The following is a 15953-nucleotide window of genomic DNA, read 5'->3' on the forward strand; positions in this document are numbered from 1 at the left end:
AGAAAGCTCTATACTCGCGTCTTGCGGGATCGGAGCTGTTCCCGCGCACGGATTCTTTACAGGTCGCAAGGAGGCCACCACACCATGAGCGGATCCACCACACAGCGCACGGCGACGCCCGGACAGCTGCAGGCAGCGCCCGCGAGGAACATGGGCCAGAAGATCGCATACGCGTTCGGCAATCTGGGACAGGCCGCGTTCTACAACACGATGAGCACGTTCTTCATCACGTTCGTGACCACCGCGCTGTTCATCGACGTGGACAAGACGCTGGCCGCGCGCCTCATCGCGGTAATCACCGGACTCGTGGTGGTCATCCGCATCGCGGAGATCTTCCTCGACCCGCTGCTCGGCAACCTCGTGGACAACACGAACACCCGCTGGGGCCGGTTCCGCCCCTGGCAGTTCATCGGCGGCCTCGTGCCCGGCATCCTGCTGATCATGGTGTTCACCGGCCTGTTCGGCCTCGTGGACGTGAACACCGGCGTGTTCATGGTCCTGTTCGTCATCGTGTTCATCCTGCTGGACGTGATCTACTCGCTGCGCGACATCTCCTACTGGGGCATGATCCCCGCAATCTCCTCCGACTCGCACGAACGCAGCACGTACACCGCGCTCGGCGCGTTCACCGGATCCATCGGCTACAACGGCGTCACCGTCATCGTCGTGCCCGTCGTCAGCTGGTTCACCTGGAAGTTCACCGGCCAATGGGAGCAGGGCCGCACCGGCTGGGCCGCGTTCGCCATCATCATCGCCGTGCTCGGCCTGCTGACCGCGTGGAGCGTCGCGTTCGGCACCCGCGAGAACCAGGGCGAGCTGCGCGCCAAGGCCGAGGCCAACGGCAACCCCATCGAGGCGTTCAAGGCCATCGCCCAGAACGACCAGCTCCTGTGGGTCGCCCTGAGCTACCTGCTGTACTCCGTGGCCAACGTCGCCACCACCGGCGTGCTCTTCTACCAGTTCAAATACGTGCTCGGCGCGCCGGACAGCTTCTCCATCGCCGGCGTCATCCCGGTCATCACCGGACTGGTCACCACGCCCCTCTACCCGGTGCTCAACCGCCGCATCCCGCGCCGCTGGCTGTACACCGCAGGCATGGCGTTCATGATCGCCGGCTACACGCTGTTCATCATCGCGCCCATGAACCTGCCCGTCGTCATCGTCGCGCTCGTCCTCTTCTACCTGCCCGCGCAGACCATCCAGATGACCGCCATCCTGAGCATGACCGACTCCATCGAATACGGACAGCTCAAGACCGGCAAGCGCAACGAGGCCGTCACCCTCTCCGTGCGCCCGATGCTCGACAAGATCGCCGGCGCGCTGTCCAACGGCATCGTGGGCTTCGTGGCCGTCGCCGCCGGCATGGTCGGCAACGCCACCGCCGCCGACATGACCGCCGCGAACATCCGCACGTTCAAGACCTGCGCCTACTACCTGCCGCTCGCCGGCATCGTCGCCAGCCTCGTCGTCTTCCTCCTGACCGTCAAGATCGACGAGAACATGCACGACCACATCGTCGAACAGCTCGAAGAACGACTCGCCTCCGAGGAACCCGACAAGCAGTAAGTAATTAAGGCAGCAAGGGAACGGCCCGGCGCTAACGGTTTGAACCGTTGGCGCCGGGCCGTTGCCATGCCCGCCGGGGAGAGAAGAAGGAAGAGAACCGGCGGGGTTCCGGCCGGATTGTCGTCCGGCCGGAAGAATCATCGCGGCAGAGAGCGGTCCCTGCCGCTTCGGTCAGATCTCGGATTGCCCGCCGGGGACCGGATCGGCGGTTTCGACGGCATCCGCGTCGGCGTCCTCGGCATCGACGGGTTGCATCGTGCCGGAGTGGCGGCCGCCGGCGTTGTTACCGCGCCTGAACCTGCGGGCGGCGACCAGTCCCCCGCCGACGGCGAGCAGCGTGATCGCCGCGGCGATCATGCCCTGGATGGCGGCGCCGGTGTGGGCGAGCCCGGTCCGGTAGCCGTTCCAGTCGTCGGCGTTGCTGACCACCTCGGTATCGGGGCAGACGAGCCTGCCGTCGATCGTGACCGCGTCATCGGGTGCGGACGTCTCGTCCTTGCCGTCGAACGGATCCGGGTCGGAGACGACGCATTCGATCAGAGGCGTGCCGGTGACCGTGGCACGGTCGGTGTGATGGTCGGTCACGCCCTTGAGGACGCCCTTGACCTCGACGCTCTCGCCGGGCTTGAGGATGCGGCTGTCCCAATCGGCGGGGTATTCGAGATCGGTCACCCGGCCGTCGCCGGCGACCAGTTGGTCCTTGAGGTTCAGGTCCTTGGTGCGGTACCATGCGCCCTGCTTGGTGTCGGGGTCGGTGGTGCTGGTGTTGGTGATGGTGAACACGATGCGCGTGTCGCCCTGCATGGCCAGCGCGTCCTTGACCTGGTCGCGGTCGCCGGCCGGCCAGCCGGAGGCCTCGTCCCATTTCTCGATCTTCAGGCTCGGTGTCATGTCGGGCGTGTGCGTCTCGACCTGGTTGGAAGGCCGTTTGGTGCCGTTTAGGGTTTCGTCGAACCGGTTGGCGATGTGTTCTCCGGTCTTGACGCGCTTGCACTGGATGAACGCGGTCCATGCCTGCTCGCTTTCGTCGTCGCCGCTGACGAGGTCGAGCATGCGCTGGGTCGCGGTAACGGTGACCACGCCCTTGTCGTCCTGCGCGAGGGTGAACAGTTCGCCGCCGTATGCGCCGGCATCGAAGCCGCTGCCGGCGATCTTCACGCCTTTATGGGCGATCACCTTGCCCTGTTCGGTCAGGTCTCGCATGGCGTACACGGCCCATTGGCCGGTGTACTGGTCATGCTCGGTGTCGAGCGGGTCGGTGATGCTCCAGTCGGTGACCTTCTGGTAGGCGCGGTGAGCGGGCAGCACGGAACTGTCGAGACGGTAGAGGAACAGGCTGTTGAGGTACACGCTCCGCTTGTCGATGGATTCGCCGTCCACCTTCACGACCACGTCCTTGGACGGGTTGACGGGTTTGAGGGGGTTGGCGACCTCGTTGGTGTCCTTGCGGGTGTCGTTGACGACCTGCGTGGCCTTGTTCTTCACGATATGTCCGTCGGTGACCTTGATGACGGTCATCGGCAGGCTCACCTCATAGCTCGTGCCCAGCATCGACTGATCGATGGCCGGCTCCTTCAACGGGTCGTGGTCCTTCTTTTCGGCGTACTCCTTGAGGTTCTTGGGCTGGGGGTCGCCCTTGATGGTCTCGCCGGTGGCCGGCACCTTCGTGTCCGCGGTCTTGGCGTACACGTAGGCGACGCCGTCGATCGCCGCGATGTTGAACTTCGCGGTCACATCCTTGCCGGTCGCGGTGTCGATGACCTCGATGCGCTTGGCGTCAAGGGAGAGATATTCGTCGTCCCAGTCATCGGTCATGCCGAGCCTCCAGACCTTGTAGGCCTGGTTGGTCTGCTTGGCGTCGATGGTCACGCGGTAGTAGATCCGGTCGCCCAGCAGCGCGGTCTTGCCGTCGATGCTGATGGACGGGTCGGCCTGGGTGTCCTTCTTCACCGGCGTGAAGTCGGGCGGCTCGTTCCACACCCTGTTGCTCGGGGTGACCATGTTGTTCAGTGTCAATGCCCACTGGTTGCCGATCTTGGTGTCCGTGGGCGCGTCCTTGGCGACCGTGCCCTCGAAGCGGACGATGATGCGCGGGTTCGCGCCGTTGCGCCAGTTGGTCTTCACGTACCCGTCGGAGAACACGAGGCGCACTGCATGCTGCCCGTCGTTCCACTGGGTCTCGTACTCGGTTTTCGGGATGAACTTGCCGGTGGACAGGTCGGTGACCTCCAGGGTCTGCTTGTCCACTTCAAGATGCTCGTCGTAGGTGTCGGTGACCGCCACCTCGCTGACCGAGTACGCGAGATTGCCGGGCAGGTGGGGCTGCGTCTCCAGACGGTATTCCACGCGCTGGCCCGGGTAGACGACCCTGCCGTCCACGGACGCCTGGTCGCCTCCCTGCGAGGACTCGCCGACCACGTCCTTGACGACGGGCGGTATGTAGCCGCAGATCTTCGGTTCGTTCGTGGGGATGGTGTGCGTGTTGACGGTCTGGGATCCCTTGTTCGTCAGCGCCTTGCCGTCCGGCGTGGTGCAGAACGACAGTTCGTCGCTCGACTGCTTGCCGAAGTCGTCGCGCACCTGGCCCGCGCCCTTGCCGTTGGCATAGGACGCCTTGCCGGGAATGAGCAGCGTGACCTGCTTCGCGGTCTTCAGCCCCTTCAATCCATCACGGTAGGCCCGATCGGCGGTGGCGGTCACCGTGGTGCCTTCCATCGTGATCGTCCACTGGTCGGTGACGTCCCTGCCGTGGTTGGCGATGTCGGTGACGCTGGACTCGCGATCGGTGCCGGCATCGGCCTCGTACACCTTGATCTTCGACTTGTCGTCGGCGTCGAACAGGTAGTCGGCGGCCGACCAGTCGTCCGTGAGCGTCAGAGCCTCCGGGGCTTGGATGAGGTTTTTGGCGATGGTGCCGTTGACCACCGAAGCGACCCGGTCCCCGTCCAGAAGCGTCATATCGTCGGCACCGGTCTGGTTGGTCTCCTTCGGGTCGATGACCGCCTCCCACTGGCCCTTCGCGTTCAGGCGGATCCAGCTCTTGTCGGGATTCGGCCGCCATGTATCGAACTGTTTCGTTCCGGCGTCGGCCTCGGGCTCGTGGTTCCACTGGCCCCACGCATGGTCCCTGACCTGCTGGAAGTCGGAGGGCTTCGACACGGTCACGTCGAAGCTGAATTCGTAGACATGGTCCATGGGCATCTCGCCCTTGTCCGCCGACCGAGCGGCCGACACCGTGTTCGACGCCTTGTCCCAATTGATCTCGAACTCGCCGGAAACGTCGCGGTTGCCGTCGGTCCTGTCGATGAGCCTGTAGTTGTCCACGGAGTATTCGACGCCGTTGGGTTCGATCACGTCGCGGAAACGCATCTCGTAGCCGCCACGGCCGGTGCCGTACGTGATGGTGGTGCGGTTCGTCATCCGGTCGGCGCTCACGCCGTCCTCGATCTTCTTGACCGGGGGCTCGGGCGGCACCGAGCTCACCTTCCAGGATTCGGCCGGATCGCGGTCCGCGGTGTCCACGGCCGCCTGCATGCGGCCCTGCTTGGGCACCTGAATGTCGATCCAGTACGAGCCCTCGGCCCAGTATTTCATGCCGAAATCCTTCGGCGAGGCGAGATTGTCGAGCTGGGTGTCCCCATTGCTGGAGAAGCTGATCGGCTTGCTCACGCTCTTCGCGGGCAGGTAGGGGCCGTTCTCGTAATGGATGATCGCGGTGCCGTTCAACGTCTCCTTGATCGCGGAACCGCCATTGTCTGCATGGATGACGTCGCCGATCGGGTCGGTGGAGCCGACCTGCATGTCGGTCTTCTGCTTGTGGCTGGTGGTCACGTTCAGCTTGTAATCGACCGGCGGCTGGTTCTGCGCCAGCACGATCACGCGGAACGAGGCGTTCGGGTTGGAGTTAATCGACTCCTGCGCCAGTGAGTCAACGCTGCGCGTGCCGAGCTTGTCCTTCCACGTGGTCGAGGTCGAATACTTCTGACCCTGATACGTGTAGTCGCCCTTCGCCTCGGCCTTCCACTGCGCCTCCCAACGGTTCTTCGCGTTCGAGCTCACATAGCTGCCGTTGAACGAACCATCCGCCAATCGCACATAGCCCACAGCCACCAGACGGCAATCCGCGTTCCCGTCACCCGTATAGGAGCGTTGGCACTCATCGATCGCGTCGCTCAAAGTCTTGTTCATGTTCACGAACTGGTTCTGCCCGTTTGCCAGATCGGACGACAGACGCACCTTCGCGTCACTCAACGCCGTCTTCATGCCATCCAGCGTGGCCGGCCACGAATCCTTGTAGATCCAATGCACATCGGCCGTCTGCGTCGGACCGCCGCCCGAACCGCCACCGTCCTCGCCGGAACCGCCGCCACCGTTATCGGCCAACGCGACCGGAACCAGGCAGGCCAGCAACGCCGCGGCGGCGGTGATCGACGCCACCACGCCGGCGCCCTTCTTCCCGAACCTCATACGAAATCCTTTCCCACATACGACAGAAGCGCCCCTCTCCGGGAAAGGGAGGAGACGGGGACTCCAGAACCCGCCTCCTCCCGGGTCCCTGGAAGAAAAGCACGCCCGCAAGCCCGACGGCCGGCCGCCGGACCCCGAACGCACCATCAGCATCGCCCCGCATCGAGCGACGCTGCGGCGGACATGTGACGAAGATTGGCAACCCGTTCACGGATGAAACATGACGCGAATACTACATTTAGTGCATCGCTATGCTTTGGATACTAGATGTACGGAGTGTTCTGTATCTTTACGAAAGGCGATATATTCGCTACAATTAGCGATGTTAAAAGCCACCATTGCCTCTCACTGAAGCACACTAGGGTGGCATTTTTCTTATCGGAGGAACGATGGACGAGAATGATACTCCACAGCTCCGCCCCTATCCGCAGCATCCGCCGAAATCATTGGATGATTTATCGGCCAAGCTTATTGACAACGGTTTGTCCGGAATAAGTCGTGAACTGCTTGAGCGCCGAATCGAGCAAGTGGGATACTTCCGGCTGAAAGGGTACTGGTATCCGTTCCTCACCCCGGTATCGGAGCAGTCGGCGAAGCGCTCATTGCCCTTCCGTCAAGATGTGCAATTCAAGGATATCTGGGATAGATACCTGTTCGATCAGGAACTGCGGATGCTGGTATTCGACGGCATCGTCACCATCGAGATCTATCTCAAGAGCTTCCTCGCCCATGAACTATCGGTATTCGGCGGCGAATTCGGCTACATGACACGGGAAGGACTCCCGGGGTTGAGCTATGACGACCATCTGGCTTGCCTTTCCTCGTTGCGTTCGACATTCACCAAATCAAATCTTCCGTACCTCAGGCATTTTCGGAGTACCTACAGCGATCCGCTGCCTCCGTATTGGATGATCGTCGGATGCCTGAGCTACGGAACACTCAAGGAGAACTTCTACCAAGGAGCGCCAGACCATATCAAGAGAAAGCTGGCCACCAGGCTGCATATCTTCAACCCCAACCCGAATCCCGCCGTACGCGGCGACGCCAAAATCCTCTCCAATTGGCTTGAGACTATCCGGCAGGCCCGGAACATGACCGCGCACCACGATCGCTTCTGGAACGAAACCAGCACCCGCATAGCGCCGAAACTGCCGAAGCATCGCAGCGGATCCCATGCAAAGGGTTGGTGGGGCAACGATTGGGATATCTTCCGTAAGTCCTCCGGCCCCGCTGCATTCCTCACCATGGAGAACTACCTGACATCCCAGATCGACGGACCCGCATGGACGGAGAAATTCATCTCCCTCATGGACAGGTACCCTCAGATTCCAAAGTCTGACATGGGATTCCCTGACGGATGGAGGGTGTCGCCGCTGTGGCGAGTCGATGGCTCAGCTCATTGACGGGGCATCCTAATTGCATAAATGGGAAACGCGCGCCTTTCAGGGACGTGAATTCAAGGAATTACCCGTCCCTGAAATGATAGGCGACAGAAACATCGTCTTTATTTGACGATGCGAGTGATTACATAGGCCATAAGACCTGCGATGACGGTGACGGCGGCAAGGAGCGCCAGTCTGGTTTCGTGGCGTTCCTTGGCCGCCATGTCGGCTTGTCGGTTGGCCAGGGCTTCGGCTTCGGCGGCGACGCCGCTGGCGGCGATGGCAGCGATATGCGCGCTCATCTGGTCTTCGAGCGCGGAATCCTCGCTCGTGCCGTCGAAGATCTCTTCGTCTTCGTTATGGTTGTCGTTCATGGTTCTACTCCGTTCCTGATTGTTGGATTGTTTGCTTTCCCGATTGTTGGCTTGCTTGATTGCTTGCATGTCCGATTGACTGCATGCAGTCAAGTTTGATTGTTTGATTGCCTGCATGCGGGCTTGTCTGCTTGTCAGCTTTCGTTTTGCCCGGCGAGGATGGACATGCGGGCGGCGATGAGCGCGTGGCGCGCGATCTCCAGGTAGAGCTGGTGTCCCTCGCCGTCGCCCCAGAACCGGTCGAACTGTTCGGTCGGCATCATGCTGACGGGGTCGAACCCGTTCCACACGCCGCCGCAGAACACCTTCGCCGCCGCGTTCACCTCCTCGTCGGACGGCATGCCCGGATGCCCCTCGGCGGCGTCCGCGGCCGCGCGCATCTGCGCGCCGAACACGCGGGCCTGCAATGGCGAGAGCGTGTACGCCAGTCCCGCCGTGGAGCCCGCGGGGAATCCCGTGTTCACGCCGAGGATGATGACGTGCGCCTCCTCGCCGATGCTGATCCGGTCGCCGAGCACGGAGACCTCCATCGAATAGTCCATAGTGTCTCCTTTCCGCAGACGCGCCGGCTTGCCGGATTGCGTCTGCATGTTTGACTGCCTGAATGTTTGGGTGCTGACTTGTTGGATTGCTTGATTGTCTGACGGGTTACGGCTCATCGTCGCCGTCGAGCCGGTCGAGCTCGCGTTCGATGGCGTCGCGCAGGAGCTGCTGCATGGGCAGTCCGTGCGCGGCGGCCGTGGTCTTGAGCCGGGTCTTGAGCGACACGGGTATGCGCAATGAGAGCATGACCAGCGGTTCGCCCGTGGTTTTGGAGGTCTTGTTCTGCTGACGCAGCACGTCGTCGAACGGCACCGGCCGTGCCAGTGGCTGGTAGTTGCCCTGCATGGTCTCACTCCTGCTTTCCGGCGATCTGCTGGAGTTCGGTGACGAGGTCCCGGTATTCGCCCAGCTGGTGCGGGTTGGTGCCGAGCGAACGCTTGTAGGACTGGGCCTTCGGCACGATCGTGTCGAACCGGGGCGTGTCCATGGCGTTGAGCGCGTCCATGGTGTCGCGGAACGCCTTCGTGTTGCGTTCGGCCTTGACCAGCAGCAGCGCGGCTGGCGTGCTCATCCTGGCCATGTCGAGGGTGCTCCATGCCTGCTGGAGGTCCATGGGCGAGTCCGACGCCGGCACGATCACGAAGTCGGCGGCCTTGATGGCCATGTCCAGGGTCGGCCCCTGCGGCGGCGCGTCGATGATCGCCCATTCGTCCGGGTCCGCTCCCGCGGCGAGCTGACGGAGCGTGGCCTGGTTGGCCGGAAGCACGTCGAACGTCAGCGGGTCCGCGGTCTGTTCAGCGGCGGCGGCCCACAGGCTCGCGCTGGACTGCGGGTCCGCGTCGTACACGACGGCGCTGCCGCCCCTGGAAACGATGACCGAGGCGATGTAAATGCTGGACGTGGTCTTCGCGACCCCGCCCTTGGCGTTGGCTATGGCGATGCGCATTCGTTCTTCTCCTTTGCGATTGCCGGCGATCACGCGAACCTGATCAGTCGGTCGCCTGATTGTCTGCTTGTCTGATTGCTTGGATTCCTGCTTGTTTGAATGTTTGATTGCCTGACGGCTCATGCGGGGCGGGGCGATTGGCCGTCCTGCCCCGTGCGCGCAGGCGTCGTTGCTGGCGTTCGGTGCTGGCCTCGTCGGTGGCTTCGTCGAACACGTTCCGATGGGCGCGTATCCAGTCCGTGAGCAGCCGCCAGCGTTGCGGCCACGGCAGGCCGCGGTCCCGGCAGGGGACGCCGTCGGCTTCGGCCATGCGCGCGATCCTGCGCCGGTCGGTGCACACCTTGCCGCCGTACACGCCCCATTCGAGCCCGCCGCTGGCCGCATAGGCCAGGCATTCGGCGCGTACCGGGCATCGTTCGCACACGGCCTTGGCGACCGAGTGGAACGCCTTCGCGTCGCCGGGACGATGCTCGAACTCCAGCGACCACAGGTAGTCGGACCATGGTTGCGGGAAATCGCGGCATTCGCCGGCCTTCTTCCACGCCTCAAGACGCTGCCCGTCCCCGCTCATGGCCGCACCGCCTCCGCCGGCGCAACGGCTTTCGCCTTGCGGCGCCCGGCGACGTCGTGGGTGGCGTGGTTGCGTTTGTCGTACGCGCATACCGGGCACGCCTCCTGCGAGATGGCGCCTTCGATGTGTTCCTGGCACAGCGAGGTGCGCAGCAGCGCCGCCCCGTAGATCGGCACGCGGCTCGCGGACGACGAGCTGACCGGTATCGCCCGGTTGGGGTCCTTGACGACCGGCAGCGGGGCGTCTGGCGCCCGCTTGCCCGTCGGATCGGGATGGGTGAGCATTTCCAGTCGCAGCTGCACGTAGTTCGCGGCGAACCTGGCGCCGCTGGTGAGCCGGGGCAGCCAGTAGCGGTTGCGGTACGCCCAGTCCATCGTCGCGACGATCTCGCCGTACGGGCGATCGATCAGCAGCGAGTGGACGGCCTTGCGGTCGGCCATGGTCGCCGGAACATCGAACCTCTGGTCCACGGCGAGCATGCGCCGGCGGATGCCGTCGAGCACGCGCACCTCCTGGCCTGCGCGTTCCGTGACCGGCTCGGGCAGCTTGCCGGGTTCAGGCACCCATAGCGGGTTCCTGCAGCCCCTTGGAGGCAGGGCCTTGCCCCAATCGGTCGCCGGAACGGGTTCGGTCTTCGTGGAGGCTTGTTCGGCGTTGAGGGGAGCATCCCCGAAGGGGATGAGGGGAGAATTGTTTATCACTTGTCTATTGGGTGACTTTCTGTCCAAGATTCCGGGACAATTTGTCCTCGGCTCCACGCCCTTCGGTTCGGGTGACAATCCGTCGGGTGACAAATTGTCCTTGTCTGGATCCGGTTTGCCGTCGCCTTCCGCCAGCGCGTCCAGATTCCTGGGCTTCTCCTCGATGTTCTCGGCGGCGTGGTCGCCGTCCATGACGACGTCCCATACGCGCGAGCGGTGTCCCTTGGCGATCGGCTTGCGCGTGCGCGGGTTGCGCGCCGACATCTCCTGGTCGCCGGGCCTGATGTAGCCCTTGCGCTCCAACTCCTGCAACGAACGGATCACGGTGCGCTCACAGCACCCGCAGTTGAACGCGATGGTCTCCACGCTCGGCCACGCGGCGGCGCCATCGTCGTAGTAGGCGCGGCGGGCCAGGTACACCAGCACGAACTTGGTGATGCCCTTGACGTCGTCGCGCTCCCATGCCCAGTTCTCGGCTCTGCTGCTCATCGTTCGACCTTCCCGCCGTCATGCTCCGGGTCCGCTTCACGGCGTTCGCGCAGCCTCGCGCCGATGTCGTCGCCCAGACGGGCGGCGCGGCACAACGCATACGAGAGAACGCCGCCGGACACGCACACGGCGGCAACGACCAGCCACCACATGGTTCGGCCGGTATCGGGGAAACGGTCCGCGGACGCGCGCCTCAGCGGCGCGAGCCCCGGGACGGGTGGGCGAGCATGGACAGCACATGCGCCTTCGCGATGCGCAGATCGACTTTGCCGCCGGCCCGCGTCGTCCGCCGCGCGGCGTCGCGCTGGCGATTAGGCTCGAAGACGGATGCCGGGCGAATGCCGGCGGTATTGGTAGAATCGGTCATGGCGATGACCCTCCTTCGGGGAATCGGAACGACGGGCGTCTGATCTTGGCGGATATGCGCGCCCGCGGCTCCATGGTTGTTGCCGTTCAATCCCCGCGCCGGGTTCCAGCCGGTCCGGGGATTCTCGTTTCGGGTTTCCACCCGCCATCCGTGAGATAGGCGTCGATGCCGAGCACATACCCAGGGGACAGGTTTCGGTGAATGGCCAGCCAGATCAGGTCGGACTGCTGCCACGGTATCGAGCCGTTGACCTTTCCCGCGACCGAGGATTTGGACGTACCCATCTCCCTCGCGAGGTCTCGGCAGCTCAGACCCGCCGCCGTCATATAGCGACGCATCGGAGAATCCATTATTTTTGCCGTCAGTCCATTCACAATAGACAATATATCAAGAAACTTGCACAGCAGCAAATCATTGTTGTAGGATTATGTCCATCGATATTGGACAACTCCAATCTGAAAGGACTTGATATGGCAAAAATCGAACCGTCGCCCGAATTCAATGGACTCGGCGACTACCTGCAGAGGGTATTCATCTGGAACGTCAACATGCAGCTGACCGGCCGCGGGATGACCCAGCAGTCACTTTGCGCGGCACTGGGGCTGAAGAGGGGCGCCGTGTCCGCGAAGATGACCGGCAAGACTTCCTGGACCATCCAGGACATCGCCGCAGTGGCGGAATTCTTCAACGTCCCCCCGCTCTCCCTGCTGGATGCGTCGATGTACGAGCAGATGATGCGCGGAATGAGCAGTGACGGAGGTGCATCTTTGGTGGCAGTAGCCACCGCCGGGTTTCCTGTGCGAGCAACTGAAGGCCAAGCTGGCGGCCTGAAACCGTTGGAAACAAAAGGCTCCGGGCCACGATACCTCGTGGAACCCGGAGCCGGTGAGTACCCCCAGAGAGAGTCGAACTCTCGTTGTCAGATTGAAAGTCTGGTGTCCTAACCGTTAGACGATGGGGGCGTGACAACTCGCCTAACAATACGCAAGTTGCCCATATCGCGCAAACCCGGCGTGTCGTTGGAGTGTCGGGTCTGCGTTCGGTGTCCTTGTCCGTCTGCGGCGCCGTCCGGTCGTGCCGCCGGTCCGCGGGTCATCTCCGGCGGCGTCACGCCTTGCGGTAGGTGAAGTCGTGGATGACGCGCCCGGCCTCGAGGCCCTTCCGCTCGAAGTTGGTGAGCACGCGCCCCTCGAACCGCGGCGACTCGGTGAAGTCGGCGTGCGGCATGTCGGCGGCGAGGTCGGCGTTGCCCTTGCCGACGTGCCCGGTGGGCAGGCTCACGGTGAGGCCTCCCTCATTGCGCCAGCCCTCGAGCCCGTCCATCACCTCGTGCACGTGCAGCGCATAGTCCTCGATGTCGGTGGCGATGCGCCACGCGCCGCCGTCGGCCAGGGCGCGGCGCACGTCCGCGGCCAGCGCCGGCTGGACGATGCGGCGCTTGTGATGCTTCTTCTTCGGCCAAGGGTCGGGGAAGAAGGTCCAGACCTCGGCGGCGATGCCGTCGGCGCACGCCTTGAACAGTTCGGGAGCGTTGACCTGCGCGACGCGCAGGTTCTTCAGGCCGCGTTTGCCGGCGAGCAGCAGCGTGTGCGCCACGCCGGGCTCGTAGACCTCGAGTGCGAGGAAGTTGCGTTCGGGGTGCGATTCGGCGGCCGCGACGACGTTCTCGCCCTGACCGGTGCCGATCTCGATGACGAGCGGTGCGTCGTCGCCCCAGATGCGACGCTTGGTCTCCTTGTCGAGGACGAAGCCGGGTTGCACGTCGAGCGAGCCCTCGCCGTCGTTGATGTCGAGCAGGTAGTCGTTCGCGTAGTTGTCCCAGGCGCGCTGCAGCCGCGCGTCGAGACGCGCCGACCGGCGGACGAACGACAGCACCCGGTGCATGGGGTGGCCTTCGGCGGTGGTCGGCGCCGTGTCCGGTGTGGTCGGTGCGGCCGTCGATGCCGTGGCCGGCGTGGTCGTCGGCGAAGCGGTGTCGGGGGCGCCGGCGTTCGTGCCGTTCATGGGGGACGTCTGGTCCGTGGGTGTCTGGTCCGTGGTGGCCATGGGGCGTGTCTTCCTTTCGTGGTGTCCGATTGCTCGATCGGTGCCTGGTGCGCGGCGTCCGGTGATGTGGGATGTCGTTCCGCCGCCGGGCGTCGTTTCCGGGTGTTGCCCTCCGGATGCCGTCTTCCGTGCGTACGTGCGGATGCCTGTCCGTCCGATTCCTGTGTCCCATTATTCACCACGCGGTCGGAGAAACCGCGTGTGTTCGGTCTTGTTACGTGTTATACTCAAATTGTTCGAAAAAATAACAAATGTGAGCAGAAGCGAACAGCGGCTCGCGTGGTCGGGCCGCACGCCTATGTCTCATCAAAGGAAAGGTCAGACATGACTGTTCTCGTCACCGGTGGGTGCGGTTACATCGGCGCCCACGTCGTCCACGCGCTTCATGAGGCCGGCGAAAAGGTCGTCGTCGTCGACGATCTGAGCTACGGCAAGCCCACCCGCATCGAAGGCTCCCGCCTGTACGGCATGGACATCTCCGCGCCGGGCGCCGGTGAGCGTCTCGCCGAAATCCTCGACGCCGAGGACGTCGACGCCGTCATCCACTTCGCGGCCCGTAAGCAGGTCGGCGAGTCCGTCGAGAAGCCGCTGTGGTACTACCAGCAGAACATCGGCGGCATGCTCAACGTGCTGACCGGCATGAGCCAGTCCAAGAAGACCCGCAAGCTGGTCTTCTCCTCCTCCGCCGCCACCTACGGCGTCCCGCCGGTCGACGTGGTGCCCGAGGACGTCGTCCCGATGCTGCCGATCAACCCGTACGGCCAGACCAAGCTGTTCGGCGAGTGGATGGCCCGCGCCTGCGAAGGCCGCTACGGCATCCGCTTCTGCGCCCTGCGCTACTTCAACGTGGCCGGCTGCGGCCCCGTCGAACTCGAGGACCCGGCCATCCTCAACCTCATCCCGATGCTGCTCGACCGCCTCAAGAAGGGCAAGGCCCCGCTCATCTTCGGCGACGACTACCCGACTCCGGACGGCACCTGCGTGCGCGACTACATCCACGTCTCCGACTTGGCCGACGCGCACCTCGCCGCGCTGAAGTACCTCGACCGTGACGAGCGCAAGTACGACGCCTTCAACGTCGGCACCGGCGAAGGCACCTCCGTGCGCCAGATCGTCGACGAGCTCAAGAAGGTCACCGGCATCCCGTTCGAGGAGCATGTCCAGGGCCGTCGCGCCGGCGATCCGCCGCACCTCATCGGCTCCCCGAAGCGCATCAACGAGGAGATGGGCTGGCACGCCAAGTACAACGTCGAGGACATCGTGGAATCCGCGTGGAAGGCTTGGCAGGCCAACCCGGAGCATCACATCGACGTCGAGCACTGGAAGCAGGCCGACTGATTCGGTCCCGTCCGGTGCCGGTGTGGCGCCATCGATGCCGTGGGGCGCGTCCGTTCGTCGGGCGCGCCCCACGCGCGTTTCGCGTGGCCTTGGGGCCTTCGGGCGGTGTCGGAGGTGGTTCCGTGGCGGTCGCGCGATGGTTCCGGGTGGTGTCCGTCTCCATGGGAATGGTTGAAAACCGTTGCGATACAAGGCGACACGCCGTAGCTTGCGCGATGGCTCGGTGTGAGTAATATATCTACTCGTTGCCTCACGGAAACGCGAGAAACAACGGCCGCGTAGCTCAGTTGGTTAGAGCGCCGCCCTGTCACGGCGGAGGTCGCCGGTTCAAGTCCGGTCGTGGTCGCTGGATGGTCTGAAAGCCCGGTTCTCGGGCTTTTATACTGTCTCTGGCTCTGTAGCTCAGTTGGTAGAGCGAGCGACTGAAAATCGCTAGGTCAACGGATCGACGCCGTTCGGAGCCACCGCGGGAAACCCCGTGAACCAAGCAATCGCAAGGTTCACGGGGTTTCGCATATCCGCCGTTACGGTCTGCATTTACCTCGCACATTCACTGGCAAGGTGGCGCTGCATGGCGTTATGCCACGGTTTGCATTCAGTCCCGACTCTGCATTTACTCTGCACGTTCACTGGCAAAGTGGTGCTTGGGGCCCTTCTGCATGGCGTTATGTCGCACGCCGGGACGGTGCCGTGACACCGGAACAAGAATTCGGGATGCATGCGCGTTCCGGGCCGGCGTGTGGTGGGCCGGAACGCGCGGTGATGCGGTTTTCGCGTTCCGTAGCCGCAAAACATGGGCCCGGAGGCCGATTCGTGTGGGGATCACTGCTCCGGGCCAAGGCTCAGTGGGCCGGAGTGGGCAACGGCGCCATCCCTGCGTTCCGGGTCCCTATCGGTAAGGTGGTTTGGCGATGTGCTGCGGAACCGTTTCGCTGGGAGGGGTGTTGGCGAGGCGGTCTGGTGGGGTTGTGCCGTGTCGCTTCGTTGATGGTGGTTTCCACGAGGTGGTTCGTCATGCCGTGTCCTGGTTGTTTCGTGTATTGTCTCGGGGCATAGTTGACGTATGTCTTGGGGCATGGTTGACGGTATCTCCTGGGGCATGGTTTACATGTGTCCTGGGGCATGGTTGACGTCGGGCATGGGTTTTCGGTACTGGTAGTCGC

General features: G+C 63.6%; 12 protein-coding genes and 3 tRNA genes. 5 read left to right on the forward strand and 10 right to left on the reverse strand.

Annotated features, from left to right (window positions below; genetic code table 11):
- Positions 1-84 precede the first annotated feature (84 nt).
- The gene (locus JS531_RS06660) at positions 85-1566 is read left to right on the forward strand and encodes a glycoside-pentoside-hexuronide (GPH):cation symporter (protein ID WP_214314311.1); all 1482 of its coding nucleotides are present in this window, start codon (positions 85-87) and stop codon (positions 1564-1566) included.
- A 171-nt stretch (positions 1567-1737) separates the two neighbouring features.
- Here JS531_RS06660 and JS531_RS06665 read toward each other — a convergent pair whose 3' ends face one another.
- Positions 1738-6033, reverse strand: a complete 4296-nt coding sequence (locus JS531_RS06665; RefSeq protein WP_214314313.1) for an LPXTG cell wall anchor domain-containing protein — start codon at positions 6031-6033, stop codon at positions 1738-1740.
- A 389-nt stretch (positions 6034-6422) separates the two neighbouring features.
- On the opposite strand from JS531_RS06665, the gene JS531_RS06670 reads away from it, so the two are divergent.
- A complete protein-coding gene (locus JS531_RS06670) occupies positions 6423-7436 on the forward strand; it encodes an Abi family protein (protein ID WP_214314315.1) in 1014 nt (337 codons plus the stop codon).
- A 101-nt stretch (positions 7437-7537) separates the two neighbouring features.
- Here JS531_RS06670 and JS531_RS06675 read toward each other — a convergent pair whose 3' ends face one another.
- From JS531_RS06675 to trmB, 9 genes are all read right to left on the reverse strand, one after another.
- The gene (locus JS531_RS06675) at positions 7538-7789 is read right to left on the reverse strand and encodes a hypothetical protein (RefSeq protein WP_240542085.1); all 252 of its coding nucleotides are present in this window, start codon (positions 7787-7789) and stop codon (positions 7538-7540) included.
- Positions 7790-7923: 134 nt separating this feature from the next.
- Complete coding sequence (locus JS531_RS06680) at positions 7924-8331, reverse strand: transcriptional regulator (protein WP_125981993.1); 408 nt, start codon at positions 8329-8331, stop codon at positions 7924-7926.
- A gap of 106 nt (positions 8332-8437) precedes the next feature.
- Positions 8438-8677, reverse strand: coding sequence for a hypothetical protein (locus JS531_RS11095; RefSeq protein WP_033892026.1), 240 nt, complete (start codon positions 8675-8677; stop codon positions 8438-8440).
- 4 nt (positions 8678-8681) lie between these two features.
- Positions 8682-9278, reverse strand: a complete 597-nt coding sequence (locus JS531_RS06685; RefSeq protein ID WP_164514793.1) for a ParA family protein — start codon at positions 9276-9278, stop codon at positions 8682-8684.
- Between the two features lie 43 nt (positions 9279-9321).
- Complete coding sequence (locus JS531_RS06690; RefSeq protein ID WP_125981990.1) at positions 9322-9849, reverse strand: WhiB family transcriptional regulator; 528 nt, start codon at positions 9847-9849, stop codon at positions 9322-9324.
- On the reverse strand, positions 9846-11039 hold the full coding sequence (locus JS531_RS06695) for a helix-turn-helix domain-containing protein (protein ID WP_125981988.1): 1194 nt from the start codon (positions 11037-11039) through the stop codon (positions 9846-9848). The genes JS531_RS06690 and JS531_RS06695 overlap by 4 nt, the downstream gene beginning before the upstream one ends.
- 193 nt (positions 11040-11232) lie before the next feature.
- The gene (locus tag JS531_RS06700) at positions 11233-11406 is read right to left on the reverse strand and encodes a hypothetical protein (protein WP_165775776.1); all 174 of its coding nucleotides are present in this window, start codon (positions 11404-11406) and stop codon (positions 11233-11235) included.
- Positions 11407-12296: 890 nt separating this feature from the next.
- Positions 12297-12368 (reverse strand) — tRNA-Glu (locus tag JS531_RS06710).
- A 145-nt stretch (positions 12369-12513) separates the two neighbouring features.
- Positions 12514-13410 (reverse strand): tRNA (guanosine(46)-N7)-methyltransferase TrmB, encoded by an 897-nt coding sequence (gene trmB / locus JS531_RS06715; RefSeq protein WP_214314352.1) that lies wholly within the window; start codon positions 13408-13410, stop codon positions 12514-12516.
- Between the two features lie 366 nt (positions 13411-13776).
- Between trmB and galE the strand changes: the two genes are divergently transcribed.
- From galE to JS531_RS06730, 3 genes are all read left to right on the forward strand, one after another.
- Positions 13777-14790 carry a UDP-glucose 4-epimerase GalE gene (gene galE, locus JS531_RS06720; protein WP_214314317.1) on the forward strand — a complete coding sequence of 338 codons (1014 nt, stop codon included), beginning with the start codon at positions 13777-13779 and terminating at the stop codon, positions 14788-14790.
- A gap of 272 nt (positions 14791-15062) precedes the next feature.
- A tRNA-Asp gene (locus tag JS531_RS06725) sits at positions 15063-15136 on the forward strand.
- 45 nt (positions 15137-15181) lie between these two features.
- Positions 15182-15254, forward strand: a tRNA-Phe gene (locus tag JS531_RS06730).
- Positions 15255-15953: the final 699 nt, after the last annotated feature.

Origin of the sequence: Bifidobacterium sp. CP2 (genome assembly GCF_018555635.1) — a bacterium.
Lineage (GTDB): Bacteria > Actinomycetota > Actinomycetes > Actinomycetales > Bifidobacteriaceae > Bifidobacterium > Bifidobacterium saguinibicoloris.